The sequence below is a fragment of the Lacrimispora xylanolytica genome, from assembly GCF_026723765.1.
Lineage (GTDB): Bacteria > Bacillota > Clostridia > Lachnospirales > Lachnospiraceae > Lacrimispora > Lacrimispora xylanolytica.
On the sequence record NZ_CP113524.1, the window covers coordinates 2,225,984 to 2,242,892 of the forward strand.

15 protein-coding genes are annotated in these 16,909 nt (G+C 42.3%); all 15 read left to right on the top strand.

All coding sequences use genetic code 11. From position 1 onward, the window contains the following. Positions 1 to 4 precede the first annotated feature (4 nt). Positions 5 to 799 carry an ABC transporter permease gene (locus tag OW255_RS10525; RefSeq protein WP_024835956.1) on the top strand — a complete coding sequence of 265 codons (795 nt, stop codon included), beginning with the start codon at positions 5 to 7 and terminating at the stop codon, positions 797 to 799. 28 nt (positions 800 to 827) lie between these two features. Next, the gene (locus OW255_RS10530; RefSeq protein WP_268116551.1) at positions 828 to 1,826 is read left to right on the top strand and encodes an ABC transporter ATP-binding protein; all 999 of its coding nucleotides are present in this window, start codon (positions 828 to 830) and stop codon (positions 1,824 to 1,826) included. Continuing rightward, positions 1,819 to 3,135 (top strand): helix-turn-helix domain-containing protein, encoded by a 1,317-nt coding sequence (locus tag OW255_RS10535; protein ID WP_268116552.1) that lies wholly within the window; start codon positions 1,819 to 1,821, stop codon positions 3,133 to 3,135. Before OW255_RS10530 ends, OW255_RS10535 begins: the two co-directional genes overlap by 8 nt. Before the next feature lie 48 nt (positions 3,136 to 3,183). Continuing rightward, complete coding sequence (gene spoIVA, locus OW255_RS10540; protein ID WP_024835953.1) at positions 3,184 to 4,659, top strand: stage IV sporulation protein A; 1,476 nt, start codon at positions 3,184 to 3,186, stop codon at positions 4,657 to 4,659. A 45-nt stretch (positions 4,660 to 4,704) separates the two neighbouring features. Next, positions 4,705 to 6,306: an MBL fold metallo-hydrolase RNA specificity domain-containing protein gene (locus OW255_RS10545; RefSeq protein WP_024835952.1), complete on the top strand. Its 1,602-nt coding sequence runs from the start codon at positions 4,705 to 4,707 to the stop codon at positions 6,304 to 6,306. 16 nt (positions 6,307 to 6,322) lie between these two features. Then, positions 6,323 to 6,799 (top strand): ribonuclease HI, encoded by a 477-nt coding sequence (gene rnhA, locus OW255_RS10550; protein WP_024835951.1) that lies wholly within the window; start codon positions 6,323 to 6,325, stop codon positions 6,797 to 6,799. Positions 6,800 to 6,922: 123 nt separating this feature from the next. After that, positions 6,923 to 7,762, top strand: a complete 840-nt coding sequence (locus OW255_RS10555) for a lysozyme inhibitor LprI family protein (protein WP_268116553.1) — start codon at positions 6,923 to 6,925, stop codon at positions 7,760 to 7,762. A gap of 211 nt (positions 7,763 to 7,973) precedes the next feature. Next, positions 7,974 to 10,580 carry an alanine--tRNA ligase gene (alaS, locus tag OW255_RS10560; protein ID WP_268116597.1) on the top strand — a complete coding sequence of 869 codons (2,607 nt, stop codon included), beginning with the start codon at positions 7,974 to 7,976 and terminating at the stop codon, positions 10,578 to 10,580. Between the two features lie 140 nt (positions 10,581 to 10,720). Then, complete coding sequence (gene rpsU / locus OW255_RS10565; RefSeq protein WP_008975787.1) at positions 10,721 to 10,897, top strand: 30S ribosomal protein S21; 177 nt, start codon at positions 10,721 to 10,723, stop codon at positions 10,895 to 10,897. A gap of 133 nt (positions 10,898 to 11,030) precedes the next feature. Further along, entirely contained in the window at positions 11,031 to 11,297 is a 267-nt protein-coding gene (locus tag OW255_RS10570) for a YabP/YqfC family sporulation protein (protein ID WP_024835948.1), read from the top strand. A gap of 25 nt (positions 11,298 to 11,322) precedes the next feature. Next, positions 11,323 to 12,567 carry a sporulation protein YqfD gene (gene yqfD / locus OW255_RS10575; protein WP_268116554.1) on the top strand — a complete coding sequence of 415 codons (1,245 nt, stop codon included), beginning with the start codon at positions 11,323 to 11,325 and terminating at the stop codon, positions 12,565 to 12,567. Then, positions 12,554 to 13,570, top strand: a complete 1,017-nt coding sequence (locus OW255_RS10580; RefSeq protein WP_268116555.1) for a PhoH family protein — start codon at positions 12,554 to 12,556, stop codon at positions 13,568 to 13,570. The genes yqfD and OW255_RS10580 overlap by 14 nt, the downstream gene beginning before the upstream one ends. After that, complete coding sequence (gene ybeY, locus OW255_RS10585; protein ID WP_268116556.1) at positions 13,560 to 14,057, top strand: rRNA maturation RNase YbeY; 498 nt, start codon at positions 13,560 to 13,562, stop codon at positions 14,055 to 14,057. Before OW255_RS10580 ends, ybeY begins: the two co-directional genes overlap by 11 nt. Then, entirely contained in the window at positions 14,054 to 15,199 is a 1,146-nt protein-coding gene (locus tag OW255_RS10590; RefSeq protein WP_268116557.1) for a DUF3048 domain-containing protein, read from the top strand. The genes ybeY and OW255_RS10590 overlap by 4 nt, the downstream gene beginning before the upstream one ends. Further along, positions 15,186 to 16,862: a putative polysaccharide biosynthesis protein gene (locus OW255_RS10595; protein ID WP_024835943.1), complete on the top strand. Its 1,677-nt coding sequence runs from the start codon at positions 15,186 to 15,188 to the stop codon at positions 16,860 to 16,862. The genes OW255_RS10590 and OW255_RS10595 overlap by 14 nt, the downstream gene beginning before the upstream one ends. The last annotated feature ends 47 nt before the right edge of the window (positions 16,863 to 16,909 follow it).

A 16,909-nucleotide genomic window follows, 5' to 3' on the forward strand; every position in this document is an offset into this window, starting at 1 on the left:
TATCATGATTGGCTTATATATTGCATTTGCCAGAATTTCATTTTTAACACAGCTGGAGTACCGGGGACAGTATTTTATGAGAATGGTGTCAAAAATACTTGGCTGGTCCACTGGTTTCATTATGCTTATGGTCCTCCTTCAAAAATTTCAGACCATTGGAGGCTGGAGTATTTATGAAATCCTGTTGCTTTACGCGTTTGATGTTCTTTCCTATTCCATAGCCGGCACCTTTTGCATGGGAGCTTTCGGTAAGCTGCCAGGCATGATTCGACAGGGGGAACTTGACAGTATCTTAACAAAGCCTGTTAATCCGTTTGTGTATCTTGTATCCACTAAAATCAGCGCAGGATATACCAGCAATTATATTATCGCTTTGGGTATAATCATCTTTAGCTTAAGAAAGCTGGGAATAGTCCTGGACGGCTTCCGGTCAGTCTGGCTGGTTTTGGATATCATAGGCGCTTCCCTGATACAGATGGCTGGATTTATGATTACTACAGTTCCTGCTTTTTGGCTCTATAAGAGTGATGGACTTTATCAGTTGTTCTATAAGAATTTTACAGAATTTTTAAAATATCCAATCTCTATCTATAACGTTGGAGTTCAGACCCTTTTGACGTTTATATTGCCATATGCATTTATCAATTACTATCCAGTGCAGTATTTCTTAAACAAGGAAGAAGGAAGATTTGCTTCCTGTTTTATGTTCTTGACACCAATTGTAGGAATTGTGGTTTTTTGGGGGGCATACCTTTTTTTGCTGAGAGGACTAAGAGCTTATCATAGTACCGGGTCGTGATGATTTTAAAGGGAAAGGAAGTTATACAATGTCATTGATTGAAGTTAGTCATGTATCAAGAGAATTTAAAAGCTTTCAAAGGCCGGAAGGACTGAAAAACGCTTTATATACTTTATTTAAGCGGGAATATGAGTATAAGATGGCAGTAGATGATGTTTCCTTCTCTATTGAAAAAGGTGAGCTTGTGGGGTACATAGGCCCAAACGGAGCAGGGAAGTCCACTACCATAAAAATGCTGTCGGGTATTCTGGTGCCTTCCTCCGGCACTGTTATTACCGGAGGAATTGTTCCGTGGGAGCAGCGCAAAAAGAACGCCAGTCATATTGGTGTTGTTTTTGGACAAAGGTCTCAGCTGAACTGGGACCTGCCGATGGAAGATACCTTTGAACTATACCGCAGAATGTATCGTATCCATAATAATAGTTATCATAGAAATGTAGACATGTTCGTGGAGCTGTTAGAAATGCAGCAATTTTTAAGAAAACCCGTAAGACAATTAAGTCTTGGACAAAAAATGAGGGCCGAGCTGGCAGTTGCTCTTCTTCATGACCCCTCCATACTATATTTAGATGAACCGACCATTGGTCTTGATGTGGTAGTAAAAGATAAAATACGTAAATTCATCCGAAGCCTGAATCAGGAGAAAAAGACGACAGTGATCCTTACAACACATGATATGGATGATATCGAGGAAATCTGCAATCGAATTATCATGATTGATCATGGAAAACTGGTGCTTGACCAGACGATACATGATTTTAAGATTCAGGGAACCGATCATTATTACGTGGAACTCTCTTTTTCTTCCAATCATAAACCTCTTAACATACCTGGCGTCCTTATGGTAAAGGAAGAAGCAGCCTGTCATACGTATCAGGTGGATTCTGGCATGGTTTCGTTTAATCTGCTGTTGCGCTTATTATCAGATTCTTATGATGTTACAGATATCACAATTAATAAGCCGGAGATAGACGAAATTGTAAGAAGACTTTATAAAAGGACAGGGGAAAGAGAGCAAAGTGAATAGCTTTTACATATTAAATGATGCTATCCGTTACGTGGAAGATCATATATACGAACCAATTACGCCGGAGGACATTGCCAGTGCATGTAATTATTCTGTATCTAATCTTAAATACTTGTTCCAAAAAGTATTTCAATACGGAATGATGGATTACGTGAACAAAAGAAAAATAACGGAGGCCGCCGGTAGACTGATACAAACCGAAGAGACGGTAGGCTCCGTTGCTTATCATTATGGATATAGCTCTCAGGAAGTATTCACCAGAGCATTTTATAAGGTATGGGATGAGACTCCTGGGACTTACCGTAAGAATCATCAGTTCTACAGATTTTTCCCAATGCAGGAGTTTATCTATGATTCCTGTAAGGTATTTCGCAGGCGGTTTGATCTTCGGCCTCTTTTTAGGGAGCTAAAGCAAACAGATTCCTCCATAGTAGCTTGCTTTGATATCATAGGCATCCGTTTTATTAAAACGTGCTTTGGAAGAGAGGCCGGAGATGCCGCAGCTTTAAAAGCTCTCCAGCGAATCGAGTCATTGACAAAAAGGGGCGGGCACTTATACCGTATGGCTGGTGATAAGTTTGTAGTAAATTTTGAATCCTCTGATTATGAGACGGTTCGCTGTGCAGTTGTCGAAGTTTTAAGCTGCAATACGAATCCCTTTCTATATAAAGAAAATACGATCCCCTTGCCCATGTTTGCAGGTATAGGGGACGTTTCTGCGAAAGAGAACACAGAAGATAATTTATTTCCCTTTCTTGATGATATTCTAAAAAGCGCTCATAAAAGATTAGAAAGAACCTTTCGTGGAATGGATGGCTGTGATTATTTTAAAATGGTCTATGAGGAAAATTCTGGCCTTTATCAAGGATTTGCTTTAAATACATGGAAAGGCAGCAGAATGGGCCGTACAGGCCTCATCTCTCATGTGCCAGGAGAAGAGACCCAAAGTGTATTCCGGCTTGATCATGAGACATCGCCCGTCAGATGGAATACATCTGGTCAGGAATATGAACTGTTTTTTCCACAAGGAGAGTTCTGGTATAAAAAAACAGTCTTTGACAGCCTTGGGAATATGGTAAGGGAGCATTATTATATCATCAGAGACCTGACCTGTTGTGATAGAAGTACGGTTACTTTTACCCTTCTTTTTCTGGAAATAGTAAAAACCTTGGAAGGAAAGATTCTGACTCTAAATGAAGGCGAATTAAAGGAGGCGCTTCATGATGGCTCCATCTCAAAAAAGGATTACCACTTCATAAAATCCACAGGAGAATCCATACGAAACATGATTGAAAAGAAAACGGAATAATCTTTTCTCCCTCGCATATAGTGTAACAGCACAGAAGGGGGAATCTTTATGGACAATTATAACGTATACAATGATATCAAAGCCCGAACCAACGGAGAGATCTACATTGGAGTGGTGGGACCGGTAAGAACAGGAAAATCGACTTTTATCAAGCGTTTTATGGAATTAATGGTATTGCCGGGCATGGAAGACGAACATCAGAAAACGCAGACAAGGGACGAACTGCCCCAAAGTGCTGCAGGAAAAACTATTATGACCACGGAGCCGAAATTCATCCCCAAGGAAGCAGCAACCATTCGTCTGGGCGATGAAATCGAGACAAAGGTGCGCCTGATTGACTGTGTAGGCTTTATGGTAGAAGGAGCCGCTGGACACATAGAAAATGACGAAGAGCGCCTTGTAAAAACACCCTGGTTCGATTATGAAATCCCATTTACCAAAGCAGCTGAAATCGGCACCAGAAAAGTCATCAATGACCATTCCACCATCGGTGTGGTGATTTCTACAGACGGTACCATTGGTGAACTGAAACGTCCCAACTACATAGCAGCCGAGGAGCGCACCGTACAGGAATTAAAAGTCCTTGGAAAACCGTTTATCATTCTCCTTAATTCTGCAAAGCCATTTTCTGATGAGACGACTGCACTTTCCAAGGAAATGAGCCAGAAATACGGAGTAACGGTACTGCCTGTTAACTGCGAACAGTTAAAGAAAGAGGATGTAAATAACATCCTGGAGCGTGTGTTAAAGGAATTCCCTGTAACAGAAATGGATTTCTATATTCCAAAATGGCTGGAAATTCTTCCTGCTACCCATTGGCTTAAGGCTCAGGTCATTGAAGCAGCCAAGAACATGGTGAAGAAAGTAACTCACATGAAAGATGTGGCTTCTGATCTTTATGACGGCGCCGCTGAAAGCATCCGCGCAATAAAAGTCCAGAACATGGATATGGCAGATGGAAGCGTAGCTCTTGGAATGGATGTAGATGACAGCTATTATTATCAGATTTTAAGCGATTATGTAGGCCTGCCCATTGAAGGCGAGTATCAGCTGATGCAGACCTTAAGCGAGCTTGCGAAGATGAAGGCAGAATACGAAAAGGTCAACCAGGCCATGAGTCAGGTCCGGTTAAAAGGCTATGGCGTTGTAACGCCGGAACGCTCCGAAATCATTTTAGACGAACCAGAAGTTATCAAGCATGGCAATAAATATGGAGTTAAGATGCGTGCAGAGGCACCTTCCATTAATTTAATCAAGGCCCATATCCAGACTGAAATTGCTCCGATTGTGGGAAGTGAGCAGCAGGCAGAGGATTTGATTGCCTACATCAAGGAAAATGCCAGAGATGGGGAAGAAGGAATCTGGAACACCAATATCTTTGGAAAATCCATTGAGCAGATTGTAGAAGACGGCATTCAGGCTAAGGTATCCCAATTGACAGAAGATTGTCAGTTAAAGCTTCAAGACACCCTCCAAAAAATTATTAATGATAGTAATGGCGGTATGATTTGCATTATTATCTAAATTAATGGTATAATACGAAAAAACAGATACAAAAGGAGGGCTCATATGAAATTGATGTTCATTGGCGCAGCCCATGAGGTTACCGGCAGTTGTCATTATCTGGAGGCAGCCGGATTAAAAATCCTTGTGGACTGCGGTATGGAGCAGGGGATTGACAGATTCCAGAATGTGGAACTGCCTGTGAGCTACGCAGAAATTGATTACGTTCTATTGACCCATGCACATATCGATCATGCAGGGATGCTCCCCTTTATCTATGCCAGAGGCTTCCGCGGACGGGTAGTTTCTACCTATGCAACAGCTGATCTTTGCGGCATTATGCTCAAGGACAGCGCACATATACAGGAATCAGAAACAGAATGGAAGAACCGCAAGGCCAGACGGGCAGGTCTGCCGGAAGAAGAGCCGCTATATGGGATTAATGACGTGGCTGGGGTCTTAAAACAATTCATTTCTTATGCCTACGATGAAAAGGCAGAGCTTGAAGATGGCTTAACCATCCGCTTTACTGATGTAGGCCATCTTCTGGGATCTGCTTCCATCGAAGTATGGGCAACAGAAGACGGCGTTACGAATAAAATTGTCTTCTCCGGTGATATCGGCAACAAGAACAAACCTCTGATCCGCGATCCTCAGTATATAAAGGAAGCGGATTATGTGGTTATGGAGTGCACTTACGGTGACCGCCTTCACGGAGCGATCCCAGATCATGTTTCCGTGCTTTCTGACATCGTTCAGCGGACTTTAGACAGAGGCGGCAATGTCGTAATTCCTGCCTTTGCGGTTGGAAGAACCCAGGAACTCCTTTACATGTTCCGACGTATAAAAGCCGAGAAGCGGATCATAGGCCATGATAGATTTGAAGTGTACGTTGACAGCCCTCTTGCAGTGGAAGCAACCCAGGTGTTTAAGGATAATCTGGTTGACTGCTATGATGAAGAAACAAAGCAGCTGGTATTAAATGGGATTAACCCTATCTCATTTCCAGGGTTAAAGCTTTCTGTTACCAGTGACGAATCCAGGAACATTAATTTCAATCCTAATCCGAAGGTAATTATATCGGCAGCAGGAATGTGCGATGCCGGACGAATTCGGCATCATTTAAAACATAATTTATGGAGACCTGCCTGTACCATTGTCTTTACAGGCTATCAGTCCGTTGGGACATTAGGAAGAAGTCTGTTAGATGGAGCAGGAGAGGTCAGGCTGTTTGGAGAAACCATCCAGGTCGAAGCTCATATTGAGCGAATGGAAGGGATGAGTTCACATGCAGACCGGGAAGGACTGATTGGCTGGTTGAACGCATTTGAGAATAAGCCTAAACAAGTATTTCTGGTACACGGTGACGATTTCGTCTGCAATTCCTTTGAACAGCTTCTTGAAAATGAATATGGGTATCAGGCAACGGCACCTCACTCAGGCTCGATCTACGATCTGTCTAAGGGCGTTTGGCTGAATCATACAGAAGGTGTTGAAGTAGTCAGAGCACCGGAGCCTCTAAAAAAACCGGCTGGTGTATATGGAAGACTTTTTGCTGCCGGCGAAAGGCTTTTACAGGTGATCCGTCATAACGAAGGCGGTGCCAATAAAGATCTTGCCAAGTTTGCAGATCAGATTAATTCATTATGTGATAAATGGGATAGATAAGGAGATATACAAAAACGTGAATAAGGTAATGTTATATACAGACGGAGCTGCAAGAGGAAACCCGGATGGACCGGGCGGTTACGGTGCAGTTTTGCAATTTACGGATTCCAAAGGGCAGCTCCATGAAAAGACGCTTTCAGCAGGTTATGTAAAAACCACCAATAACCGTATGGAACTAATGGCAGCGATTGCCGGTTTAGAGGCACTCACAAGGCCATGCCAGGTGGAGCTTTATTCCGACTCCAAGTACGTTACCGATGCCTTTAACCAGCGATGGATTGACAATTGGGTGAGAAATAACTGGAAGCGGGGGAAAAGTGGTCCTGTAAAGAATATTGATTTATGGGAAAGACTTTTAAAAGCAAAAGAACCCCACCAGGTATCCTTTCACTGGGTGAAAGGACATGCTGGGCATCCGCAGAATGAACGGTGTGACCAGCTGGCTACAAGTGCTGCTGATGGAAACAATCTTTTGGTGGATGAGGGACTGTAAATGGTAGGAGATTCCAAAAACTTACATATCTCTTACAATGTCTTACTAAATGCGAATTCCTATTTCTTTTCTAATTTATTTATGATATGGTAGCTTCATCAAATCAGGTTAGGATGATCGTTCATGAATAAAGGCAGAGGGATTTGGATTGTCATAGGGAGTATTCTGGTGATCGGTGTGCTGATGACGCTAGCCACCACCAGTTTCATTAACAGTAAGGAAACTGCTCCAAGTCCTGTTGGTGTTCAGAACTATTCCAGTTCAGAACTTACTTCGAATCAGGAATATGGCGCATATTATAACAAAGAAAAACCGAAGGAACAGTCCTCCTATCCGGAGGAAGGAGCCAGTTTAAAACGATCGGCAAAAGCAGATGCAAAGGGAGAGGCTTCCCAAAGAATGATGGCAGCAGCAGAGCCAGAGCCAGAAGAGAAGACCGAGATGATACAAGACTCTTCTGAGGCCGATTCAGCTCCTGTCCCATCTTTAAAAGTGGCAGAAGCAGCCGAGCAGGAAACTGTCTTGTCTCCCATAAGCCCGGATGTGAAAGCCAAAGTGTCGGTTGAATCAAATACAGACGGTGGGGCTGTTGCTTATCAAAAACATTTAAAGAGTCTGGATGAACAAATTAAAAAAATCCGGGACGAATCAGGAAATTCCAATACCTATTCCATGAAAGCTCTTGCTGACAAGGAATTAAAGCTTTGGGATACGGAGCAAAACACCATATATGATACCATTGCCCAATCGCTTTCAGAAGAGGAGCGAAAAACTCTGGAGCAATCTCAGCAGACCTGGATGAAATCCAGAGATGCAAAAGCAGAAGAGGCCGCGAAAAAATTCAGCGGGGGCAGCCTGGAAGGTCTTGAATACACCGCTTCTTTAGCAGACTCTACAAGGACCAGGGCCTATGATCTGGTAAAGGAGTATTCCGAAGTATTATCTACATTAAATAATCAGTAAAGTACGGCTTTTGCCGTACTTTTTTGTTGGAATGAAAAAATTTCCATTGGAACATCTTGATAAATAAAACCCCTTATGATAGGATAGTAAGATAAATGAAATGATATAAAAAACCAGGGATGCCGCCAGTAACGGCATTTTGTCAGAAGAGACAATATAACAAACGGAGGACAGTAACGTGAAGAACTACGGTGTGAATGAACTGAGGAGAATGTTCCTTGAATTTTTTGAGAGTAAGGATCATTTGGCTATGAAAAGCTTTTCTCTTGTTCCTCATAATGATAACAGCTTGTTATTGATTAATTCAGGTATGGCTCCTTTAAAGCCATATTTTACCGGTCAGGAGATTCCCCCGAGAAAGAGAGTGACCACCTGCCAGAAGTGCATCCGCACCGGTGATATTGAGAACGTTGGAAAGACTGCACGTCACGGCACATTCTTCGAGATGCTGGGTAACTTCTCCTTTGGTGATTATTTTAAGAAAGAAGCCATTCAGTGGTCATGGGAGTTTTTAACTGAAGTAGTCGGGCTTGAGGCAGACAGGCTTTACCCTTCTATCTACCTTGAAGATGATGAGGCTTTTGAAATCTGGAACAAAGAGATTGGAATAGCTCCGGAACGTATTTTCCGTATGGGAAAAGAAGATAATTTCTGGGAGCATGGTGCCGGACCTTGCGGACCGTGTTCTGAAATTTATTACGACCGCGGCGAGAAGTATGGCTGCGGCGAAGCTGGATGTACGGTGGGCTGTGACTGTGACCGCTACATGGAAGTATGGAATAACGTATTTACCCAGTTTGAGAATGATGGACACGGTAATTACGAAGAATTAAAGCAGAAGAACATTGATACTGGTATGGGGCTGGAGCGTCTTGCTGTTGTAGTACAGGATGTGGATTCTATCTTTGATATCGATACCATTAAGGCCCTTTTAAACCGTGTGGCTGAGCTTGCACATACAGAATATAAGAAGGATTCCAATGTGGATGTATCTCTTCGTTTGATTACAGACCATGTTCGTTCCTGTACCTTTATGATATCTGACGGCATTATGCCTTCTAATGAAGGAAGAGGCTATGTGCTTCGCCGTCTGCTCCGGAGAGCAGCTCGTCACGGAAGGCTTTTGGGTATCGAAGGAAAATTCCTTGCAGACCTTTCACAGACTGTCATTTCACTTTCTAAGGATGGTTATCCAGAGCTTGACGAAAAGAAAGCAATGATTTTAAAAGTTCTTTCTCAGGAAGAAGATAAGTTTAATAAGACCATTGACCAGGGTCTTTCTATCTTAAATGATTTGGAAGAGGATATGCGCAAGAAGAATGAGACGATTCTTTCCGGAGACGAGGCATTTAAGTTATATGATACCTACGGATTCCCACTGGATCTGACTCTTGAGATTCTGCAGGAGAAAAACTTCAGCGTGGATGAAGATGGCTTTAAGGCTGCCATGCAAAAACAGCGTGAAACAGCGAGAAATGCAAGAAAAACAACGAACTATATGGGGGCTGATGTTACTGTTTACCAGTCTATTGATCCTTCCCTTTCTACAGAGTTCGTAGGTTATGATAAATTAACATGTACTTCTTCTATAACTGCACTAACGACTGAAACAGAACTTGTGGAAGCCCTTACAGACGGTGAGATTGGAACTATTGTTACCAGTCAGACTGTATTTTACGGCACCATGGGTGGACAGCAGGGTGATGTTGGCACTATTGTAAGTGAAAATGGTGAGTTTAAAGTAGAAGATACGATTCATTTACAGGGTGGAAAAATCGGCCACGTTGGTAAAATGATAAAGGGAATGTTCCAGACCGGAGATGAGGTTACATTAAAGGTTTGTGAAAAGAATCGTCAGAATACAGGGAAAAACCACAGTGCCACTCATCTGCTTCAGAAAGCATTAAGAGTCGTTTTGGGAAGTCACGTAGAGCAGGCTGGTTCTTTGGTTGATGGAGACAGACTTCGTTTTGACTTTACCCATTTTTCAGCCTTGACACCAGAGGAAATCAAAGGTGTGGAAACACTTGTGAATGAACAAATTAAGAATGCACTTCCTGTCAATACAGAAGTCATGTCACTGGAAGAAGCAAAGAAATCAGGCGCGATGGCATTGTTCGGTGAGAAATACGGTGATACCGTGCGCGTAGTAAAGATGGGAGACTTCTCTACAGAGCTTTGCGGTGGAACCCATATTGCCAATACCGGTGTAATCGGTTCCTTTAAAATCCTTTCTGAAACAGGAATTGCTGCTGGTGTTCGAAGAATTGAAGCCCTCACTGGTGATGGTCTCATGAATTATTACGAAGAAACCGAGCGTGAATTCCATGAAGCGGCAAAAGCTGCCAAAACAACGCCTTCTTCACTGACTTCAAAAATCGAATCATTGTTAGAAGAAATCAAGGCACTTCATTCTGAAAATGAAAAGTTAAAGAGTAAGCTGGCAAAGGATTCTCTTGGCGATGTTATGGATCAGGTTAAGGAAGTAAACGGCATCAAGGTTCTGGCGACCAAGGTCATGGATGTAGATATGAACGGACTCCGTAATTTAGGAGACCAGTTAAAAGATAAATTAGGGGAAAGTGTCATTGTGATTGCCTCAATCCAGGGGGATAAAGTCAATCTTATGGCTTCTGCCACAGAGGAAGCTCAGAAGAAAGGTGCTCATGCTGGAAATCTGTTAAAAGAGATTGCAGCACTGGTAGGAGGAGGCGGCGGAGGTCGTCCAAACATGGCTCAGGCAGGTGGAAAGAACCCGGCCGGAGTGGAAGATTGCCTTGCAAAAGCGAGGGAAGTAGTAGAGGAACAGCTGAAATAATTGCTGTTGAAATACGAAAAAATATGAAAGTTTTTCTTGACGTATGGCAAAATTATGCTATAATCATATCAGTGCTATAAAATACCCAAACAGTTGTATTATGCACAAGTACACAACTGGAGGGAGGTTAGGTGTGAGCTATGTCAAATGTAATCGTTAAAGACAACGAGACCTTAGATAGCGCTTTACGCAGATTCAAAAGAAACTGTGCTAAAGCAGGTATCCAGCAGGAAATTCGTAAGAGAGAGCATTACGAAAAGCCAAGCGTAAGACGTAAGAAAAAGTCTGAAGCTGCAAGAAAACGTAAATATAACTAATAGTTAAAAGATAAACCTCTGGTTTGGCCTAGGCGTAACCAGGGGTTTTTTCTACTTTTGGCGGGCCGTAGAATTTTCCATATCCTCTTTGCATATAGTATAAAGGAATAAATGTGAGGAAGGCAGAGAAAATATGTTGGAGGAATCGATAGAAAAGGCAGCTTCCACCTTAAAACTCCCCAAGGATGTCGTGCTTGGAGAGGTGCTTGTGTCCTTTCTCGGACGCCACAGTGTTGTGATTGAAAATTACCGAAGCATCATCATGTACACAGATAGCTTTATCAAGCTTCAGGCAAAAAACTGCCGGGTAAATATCTCCGGAAGCAGGCTTATCATCGAATATTACACCAATGAAGAGATGAAAATCAATGGATATATCAAATCCCTGGAATTTGAATAAGCAGGGGAGTTGGAGGTGTAAGAACGTGATTGAATGGCTGAGTCGCCGCTTTTTCGGTTATCTTTTTATAGAAATGTCCGGTTTTTCTCCGGAACGGTTTTTAAATATGTGCACGGTTCATGAGATAGAATTATGGCAAGTTGTTAATACTGGTCCAACCTATCAATTTTTTATGACCGTACCGGGGTTTCGAAAGATCAAGCCTCTTGTCCGCAAATCGAAGGTCAGACTTAGAATTTTAAAAAAGTTTGGACTTCCTTTTTTTTTATACCGCAATCGGAAGCGTAAATTTTATGCAGCTGGACTTTTTGGCTTTTTCTTCATTCTTTATACACTGTCTCTCTTTATCTGGGATATTAAATTTGACGGAAACAGAATGTATACATACGACACTCTTCTTAAATATTGTGAATCAGAACAGATTCATTACGGTATGATAAAGTCGAAAATTGACTGCGATCTTTTGGAGGAATCTCTCCGTACCGCATTTCCAGAAATAACATGGGTATCTGCGAGGGTATCAGGAACCAGGCTTTTGGTTAAGATAAAGGAAAATGAAGTGCTTTCAGAAATCCCGGTAAAGGATGAAACACCATGCGATATCGTGGCGGAAAAGGACGGGGTAATTACATCGATGATTGTACGAAGCGGAGTTCCAAAGGTAGCAGTTGGCGATACGGTTACCAAAGGTCAGATACTGGTAAGTGGTGCGCTTCCTATTATTGGAGACAGCGAAGAGATTGTAAATACTCATTATGTTCATTCGGAAGCAGATATTCGTGCAAAGACGGAGTATCATGAGACAAGACGGATTCCCTTATATCGTAAGATTGATGTGGAAACAGGAAAGGTTCGGAGAGGATTGTATGTCAAAGCCTTTGAGAGTTCTTTTCTGCTCATGCGTCCTCGCCCGGAGGGAACCTCATGGAAAAGAACCATGGAGGAAGAGCAGCTTCATTTATTCCAGAATTTTTACCTGCCCATATATATAGGAAAGATAACCGGAAAGGAATATATTTCCTATGAGCGACCCTATACGGAAGAAGAAAAAAAAGAGCTGGCCGATAAAATGAATCAAGAGTTTGAAAAAAAATTATTGGAAAAAGGGGTACAAATTCTAGAAAATCATGTTAAAATACTAGATAATGAATCTTTATGCCAAATTGCCATGGATTTCATAACCGATGAACCAGTTGGAAGGCAGGAAGGAATTAAGATGCAGACAACAGAAGAACCGGAGGAGACAAATCATTCAGATGAGCGTAATTGAGACAATCATAGATATTCCAGCAGAGCACGAAAAAAATGTATGCGGACAGTTTGACAGTTACTTAAAGAAAATGGAACGGACTCTTCATGTTACCATGGTAGCAAGAGATGGTGCTCTTAAAATTATTGGACCTGACCAGATGGTTCAAAAAGCAAGAAGCGTTTTTAATAATCTGATCGAACTGTCCAAACGGGGCAATACCATTACAGAGCAGAATGTGGACTATGCCCTCTCTCTATCATTTTCAGAAAACGACAGTCAGATCCTTGAAATAGATAAAGATATTATCTGCCGTACCATAAGCGGCAAGCCAGTAAAGCCAAAGACCCTTGGTCAAAAACAATACGTTGATCAGATCCGAAAAAAGATGATTGTATTTGGAATCGGACCTGCCGGTACAGGAAAAACATATCTTGCCATGGCTATGGCCATACAGGCGTTTAAAAATGGGGAAGTGAACCGGATTATCCTCACAAGACCTGCCATAGAGGCAGGAGAGAAGCTTGGATTTCTTCCTGGCGATCTTCAAAGCAAGATTGACCCTTATTTAAGGCCTCTTTATGATGCCCTTTATCAGATTATGGGAGCAGAAAGCTTTCTTCACAATTCAGAGAAAGGGTTAATTGAGGTGGCTCCGCTTGCCTATATGAGAGGTCGAACCTTAGACAATGCCTATATCATTCTGGATGAAGCCCAGAATACCACTCCTGCCCAGATGAAGATGTTCCTTACAAGAATTGGTTTCGGATCAAAAGTCATTGTAACCGGTGACCAGACGCAAAAGGACCTTCCCACAGGAGCTGTATCCGGCCTTGATATGGCAATGCGTATTTTAAAGAAAATTGATGATATCAGCTTTTGTCAGCTGACAAGCAGCGATGTGGTCCGCCATCCTCTTGTTCAAAAAATAGTACAAGCCTATGATGATTTTGAATCTAAGAATAAGGCGGGAGAACGAAAGACGAAAGCCCCTGGGGGCAGAAAGGCACATTATGACAATTAACATTGAATACGAGTCTGAAAAAAAACTCGATATTCCCTATGAAGATATTATTACAGCCGTGATTGAAACATCCATGGATTATGAAGGGTGCCCTTATGAGGCAGAGGTCAATGTCCTGATTACTGATAATGAGGATATCAGGCAGATCAATCAGGAGTTCCGTAACATAGACAACCCTACGGACGTCCTATCTTTCCCTATGGTGGATTATGAATTTCCTTCCGACTTTGACCGCCTGGAGGATATGGCAAATGACTATTTTAATCCTGAAACAGGAGAGCTACTTCTTGGAGATATTGTGATTTCCGTTGATAAGGTAATCGAACAGGCGGAAAAATACGGCCACTCTGAGGCCAGGGAGATGGCATTTTTAGTGGCTCACAGTATGCTGCATCTGTTCGGCTATGATCATATGGAAGAGGAAGAACGCCAGATCATGGAACAGAAGCAGGAAGAAATATTAAGTCGGAGGGGATATGTAAGATGATGAAAAGGGTATGGTTTGGGCTTATTGGTGCCGTGGTGTCTGCCACTTTTTTATTTGGTTGTACAAGACATTATGAGGAAGTATCCGTAACAATGTCATCGACGAAAGAAGCTTCTTCTACTGAAATTAAGATTAACAGCAGTACAGAAGCCGAACAAACACCAGAGGAAGGCCCAGGTGATTACTATACCTTTTCAGAACGCCAGGAAAAAGACGGGATGATTCGCAGTTATCTGACCGGGGAGATGGTAAAGTCAGACATTGGAAACCGAAGACCGGTTGCTGTGATGATGAGCAATGATAAGGTTGCCCTGCCACAGTACGGAATCAACCGGGCCGGTGTGGTTTATGAGGCACCAGCAGAAGGCGGCATGAACCGGTACATGGCGATTATTGAAGATTATGACAATTTAGAGCGGATCGGCTCCGTGAGAAGCTGTCGTACTTACTATACATACTTTGCCCGGGAATTCGATGCAATCTATGCTCATTACGGCCAGAGTACTTTTGCAAAACCTTACTTAGCCAATGTAGATAATATCAATGGGTTGGAAGCCATTGGTAATGTGGCATATTACCGTTCCAAAGATAAAAAGCCTCCTCACAATGCGTATACAAGCGGGAGCAGGCTGAACGAGTCTATTAAAAAGCTTGGATATTCTCATGAATACAATAAAACGTATGAAGGCCATTACCGCTTTGCCAAGACTGGGAAAGAAGTCACACTGGAGCATGCGCCCCAGGTCAAGGATGCATATAAGGTCTATCCAGGATATCCTCTCAATAAGCCATGGTTCGAATATCATGAAGAGGATGGTTTATATTACCGCTTCCAGTATGGAGGTCCCCACAAAGGGAATGAAGGGCAGATTAAGGTAAAAAATATTTTGTTTCAATACTGTCCGGCAGCACATTATGCAACGACTGATTATTTGGATATTAATGTGCGAAGCGATTCCTTTGGAATGTATATTACTCAGGGACGTGCAATTCCCGTTAAGTGGTCGAAGAATGATGAATTCGGACCCACACATTATTACGACATGGAGAATAATGAGATTATCCTGAACCAGGGGAAGACCTGGGTTTGCATTATTCCTGCACAGGATTCTCCCAATGTAGAATTATATGGAAAACAATAGAATTAAAAAAGCCCCAGCCAAACGAGGCGCCTCAAATTTTCTGATTCAGGGAACCATTCTTGCGGTTGCGGGTATTATCGTGCGTATTATCGGAATGTTCTACCGGATTCCTCTGGCCAGTATTCTTGGAGATGAAGGAAACGGATATTACAGTTCTGCTTTCTCAATTTACTCTATCCTTTTAATTGTTTCGTCCTATAGCCTGCCGACTGCAGTTTCTAAGATGGTGGCCACCAGACTGGCACGAAAAGAATATATTAACTCAGTTCGTGTTCTAAAGGTGTCCCTGTTCTATGGAACAGTAGTTGGAGGGCTTGGTGCGGCAATTCTTTGGTTTGGGGCAGATGTTTTTGCAAATGATTTTTTAAAGATGCCGTATACCAGCTATGCGTTAAAGACACTGGCTCCTACCATCTGGATTATAGCTTACCTTGGAGTATTCAGAGGTTATTTCCAGGGACTGGGAACGATGATGCCAACAGCCATATCCCAGGTATTCGAACAGATTGTTAATGCTGTAATCAGTATCTATGCTGCAGCAAAGCTGTTTGAGGCGGGATTAAAATCAAATGCACTGTACGGCTCCACGGAATATTCCTATGCCTTTGGTGCTGCAGGAGGTACCATTGGTACGGGAGTCGGAGCCCTGGCGGCTCTATTATTTCTTGGATTTATCATGTTTAGTTACAGGCCTGTTGTCAAAAAACAGGCAAGACGTGACCGGACAAGAAGCCTGGAGACTTACCAGGAGCTGTCAGGTTTACTTGTAATGACTGTTTTTCCTATTGTACTAAGCAGTGTTGCATACAATATCAGCATTGTTGTAGATAATAGTATTTATGGAAACGGAATGGCGGTTCTTGGGATGGGCGCTTCTGAGATTGCATCTAACTGGGGCGTCTACTCAGGGAAATACCGATTGCTGTTTAATATTCCAGTAGCCATTGCCAATTCCCTTGCCTCCGCCCTCATACCATCGTTATCACAGGCGGTTGCAGAACGGAATAAAAGCCAGATTCTTAGAAAAATATCCATGGTAATCCGGTTTTCCATGATTATATCCATACCAGCTACCGTTGGACTAACGGTGCTTGCTGCTCCCATATGTAATCTGATGTTTCATAGAAGTGATAATACCGCTCTAATTAACATGATGGTATATGGATCTGTCGCCGTTGTATTTTTCTCTCTTTCAACGGTAACAAACGCAGTACTGCAAGGAATCAACCACATGCGTACACCTCTTAAAAATGCAATTATTTCATTAGTCCTTCACGTTGGAATTCTTTGGGTCATGTTATTTGTGTTTAAGATGGGTATTTATGCAGTTCTGTACTCAAACATTTTATTTGCATTAACTATGTGCTTATTTAACGGGATTGCCATCGGTAGAATTTTAAATTACAGGCAGGAAGTAATAAAAACCTTCCTTCTGCCTACGCTGGCCTCAGCTCTGATGGGTGGAGCAGCCTACGGAACTTATGCCTTGATTCATTTTGTATTAAAAAGCAACCTTCTTGGTGTTCTGGCAGCCATAGCTGTGGCTTGCGTCGTATATGGAGTTCTTCTACTGAAACTACGTTGTGTCGATGAAAAAGAACTGCTGGGCTTACCAGGAGGGGGTAAAATGGTGAATATTGCAAGAAAATTCCATTTATTGTGATTAAAAACTGAAAAGAAAGCAGATACTATACTTACTTGAAGGAGGTA

Bases quoted from the DNA above. Each gene is read 5' to 3' on its own strand.
- OW255_RS10590 (WP_268116557.1), top strand. From the start codon at position 14,054: ATGATGAAAAGGGTATGGTTTGGGCTTATTGGTGCCGTGGTGTCTGCC.
- OW255_RS10580 (WP_268116555.1), top strand. From the start codon at position 12,554: ATGAGCGTAATTGAGACAATCATAGATATTCCAGCAGAGCACGAAAAA.
- ybeY (WP_268116556.1), top strand. From the start codon at position 13,560: ATGACAATTAACATTGAATACGAGTCTGAAAAAAAACTCGATATTCCC.
- spoIVA (WP_024835953.1), top strand. From the start codon at position 3,184: ATGGACAATTATAACGTATACAATGATATCAAAGCCCGAACCAACGGA.
- OW255_RS10570 (WP_024835948.1), top strand. From the start codon at position 11,031: ATGTTGGAGGAATCGATAGAAAAGGCAGCTTCCACCTTAAAACTCCCC.
- alaS (WP_268116597.1), top strand. From the start codon at position 7,974: ATGTTCCTTGAATTTTTTGAGAGTAAGGATCATTTGGCTATGAAAAGC.
- OW255_RS10595 (WP_024835943.1), top strand. From the start codon at position 15,186: ATGGAAAACAATAGAATTAAAAAAGCCCCAGCCAAACGAGGCGCCTCA.
- OW255_RS10545 (WP_024835952.1), top strand. From the start codon at position 4,705: ATGAAATTGATGTTCATTGGCGCAGCCCATGAGGTTACCGGCAGTTGT.
- OW255_RS10555 (WP_268116553.1), top strand. From the start codon at position 6,923: ATGAATAAAGGCAGAGGGATTTGGATTGTCATAGGGAGTATTCTGGTG.
- OW255_RS10525 (WP_024835956.1), top strand. From the start codon at position 5: ATGATTGGCTTATATATTGCATTTGCCAGAATTTCATTTTTAACACAG.
- OW255_RS10530 (WP_268116551.1), top strand. From the start codon at position 828: ATGTCATTGATTGAAGTTAGTCATGTATCAAGAGAATTTAAAAGCTTT.
- rpsU (WP_008975787.1), top strand. From the start codon at position 10,721: ATGTCAAATGTAATCGTTAAAGACAACGAGACCTTAGATAGCGCTTTA.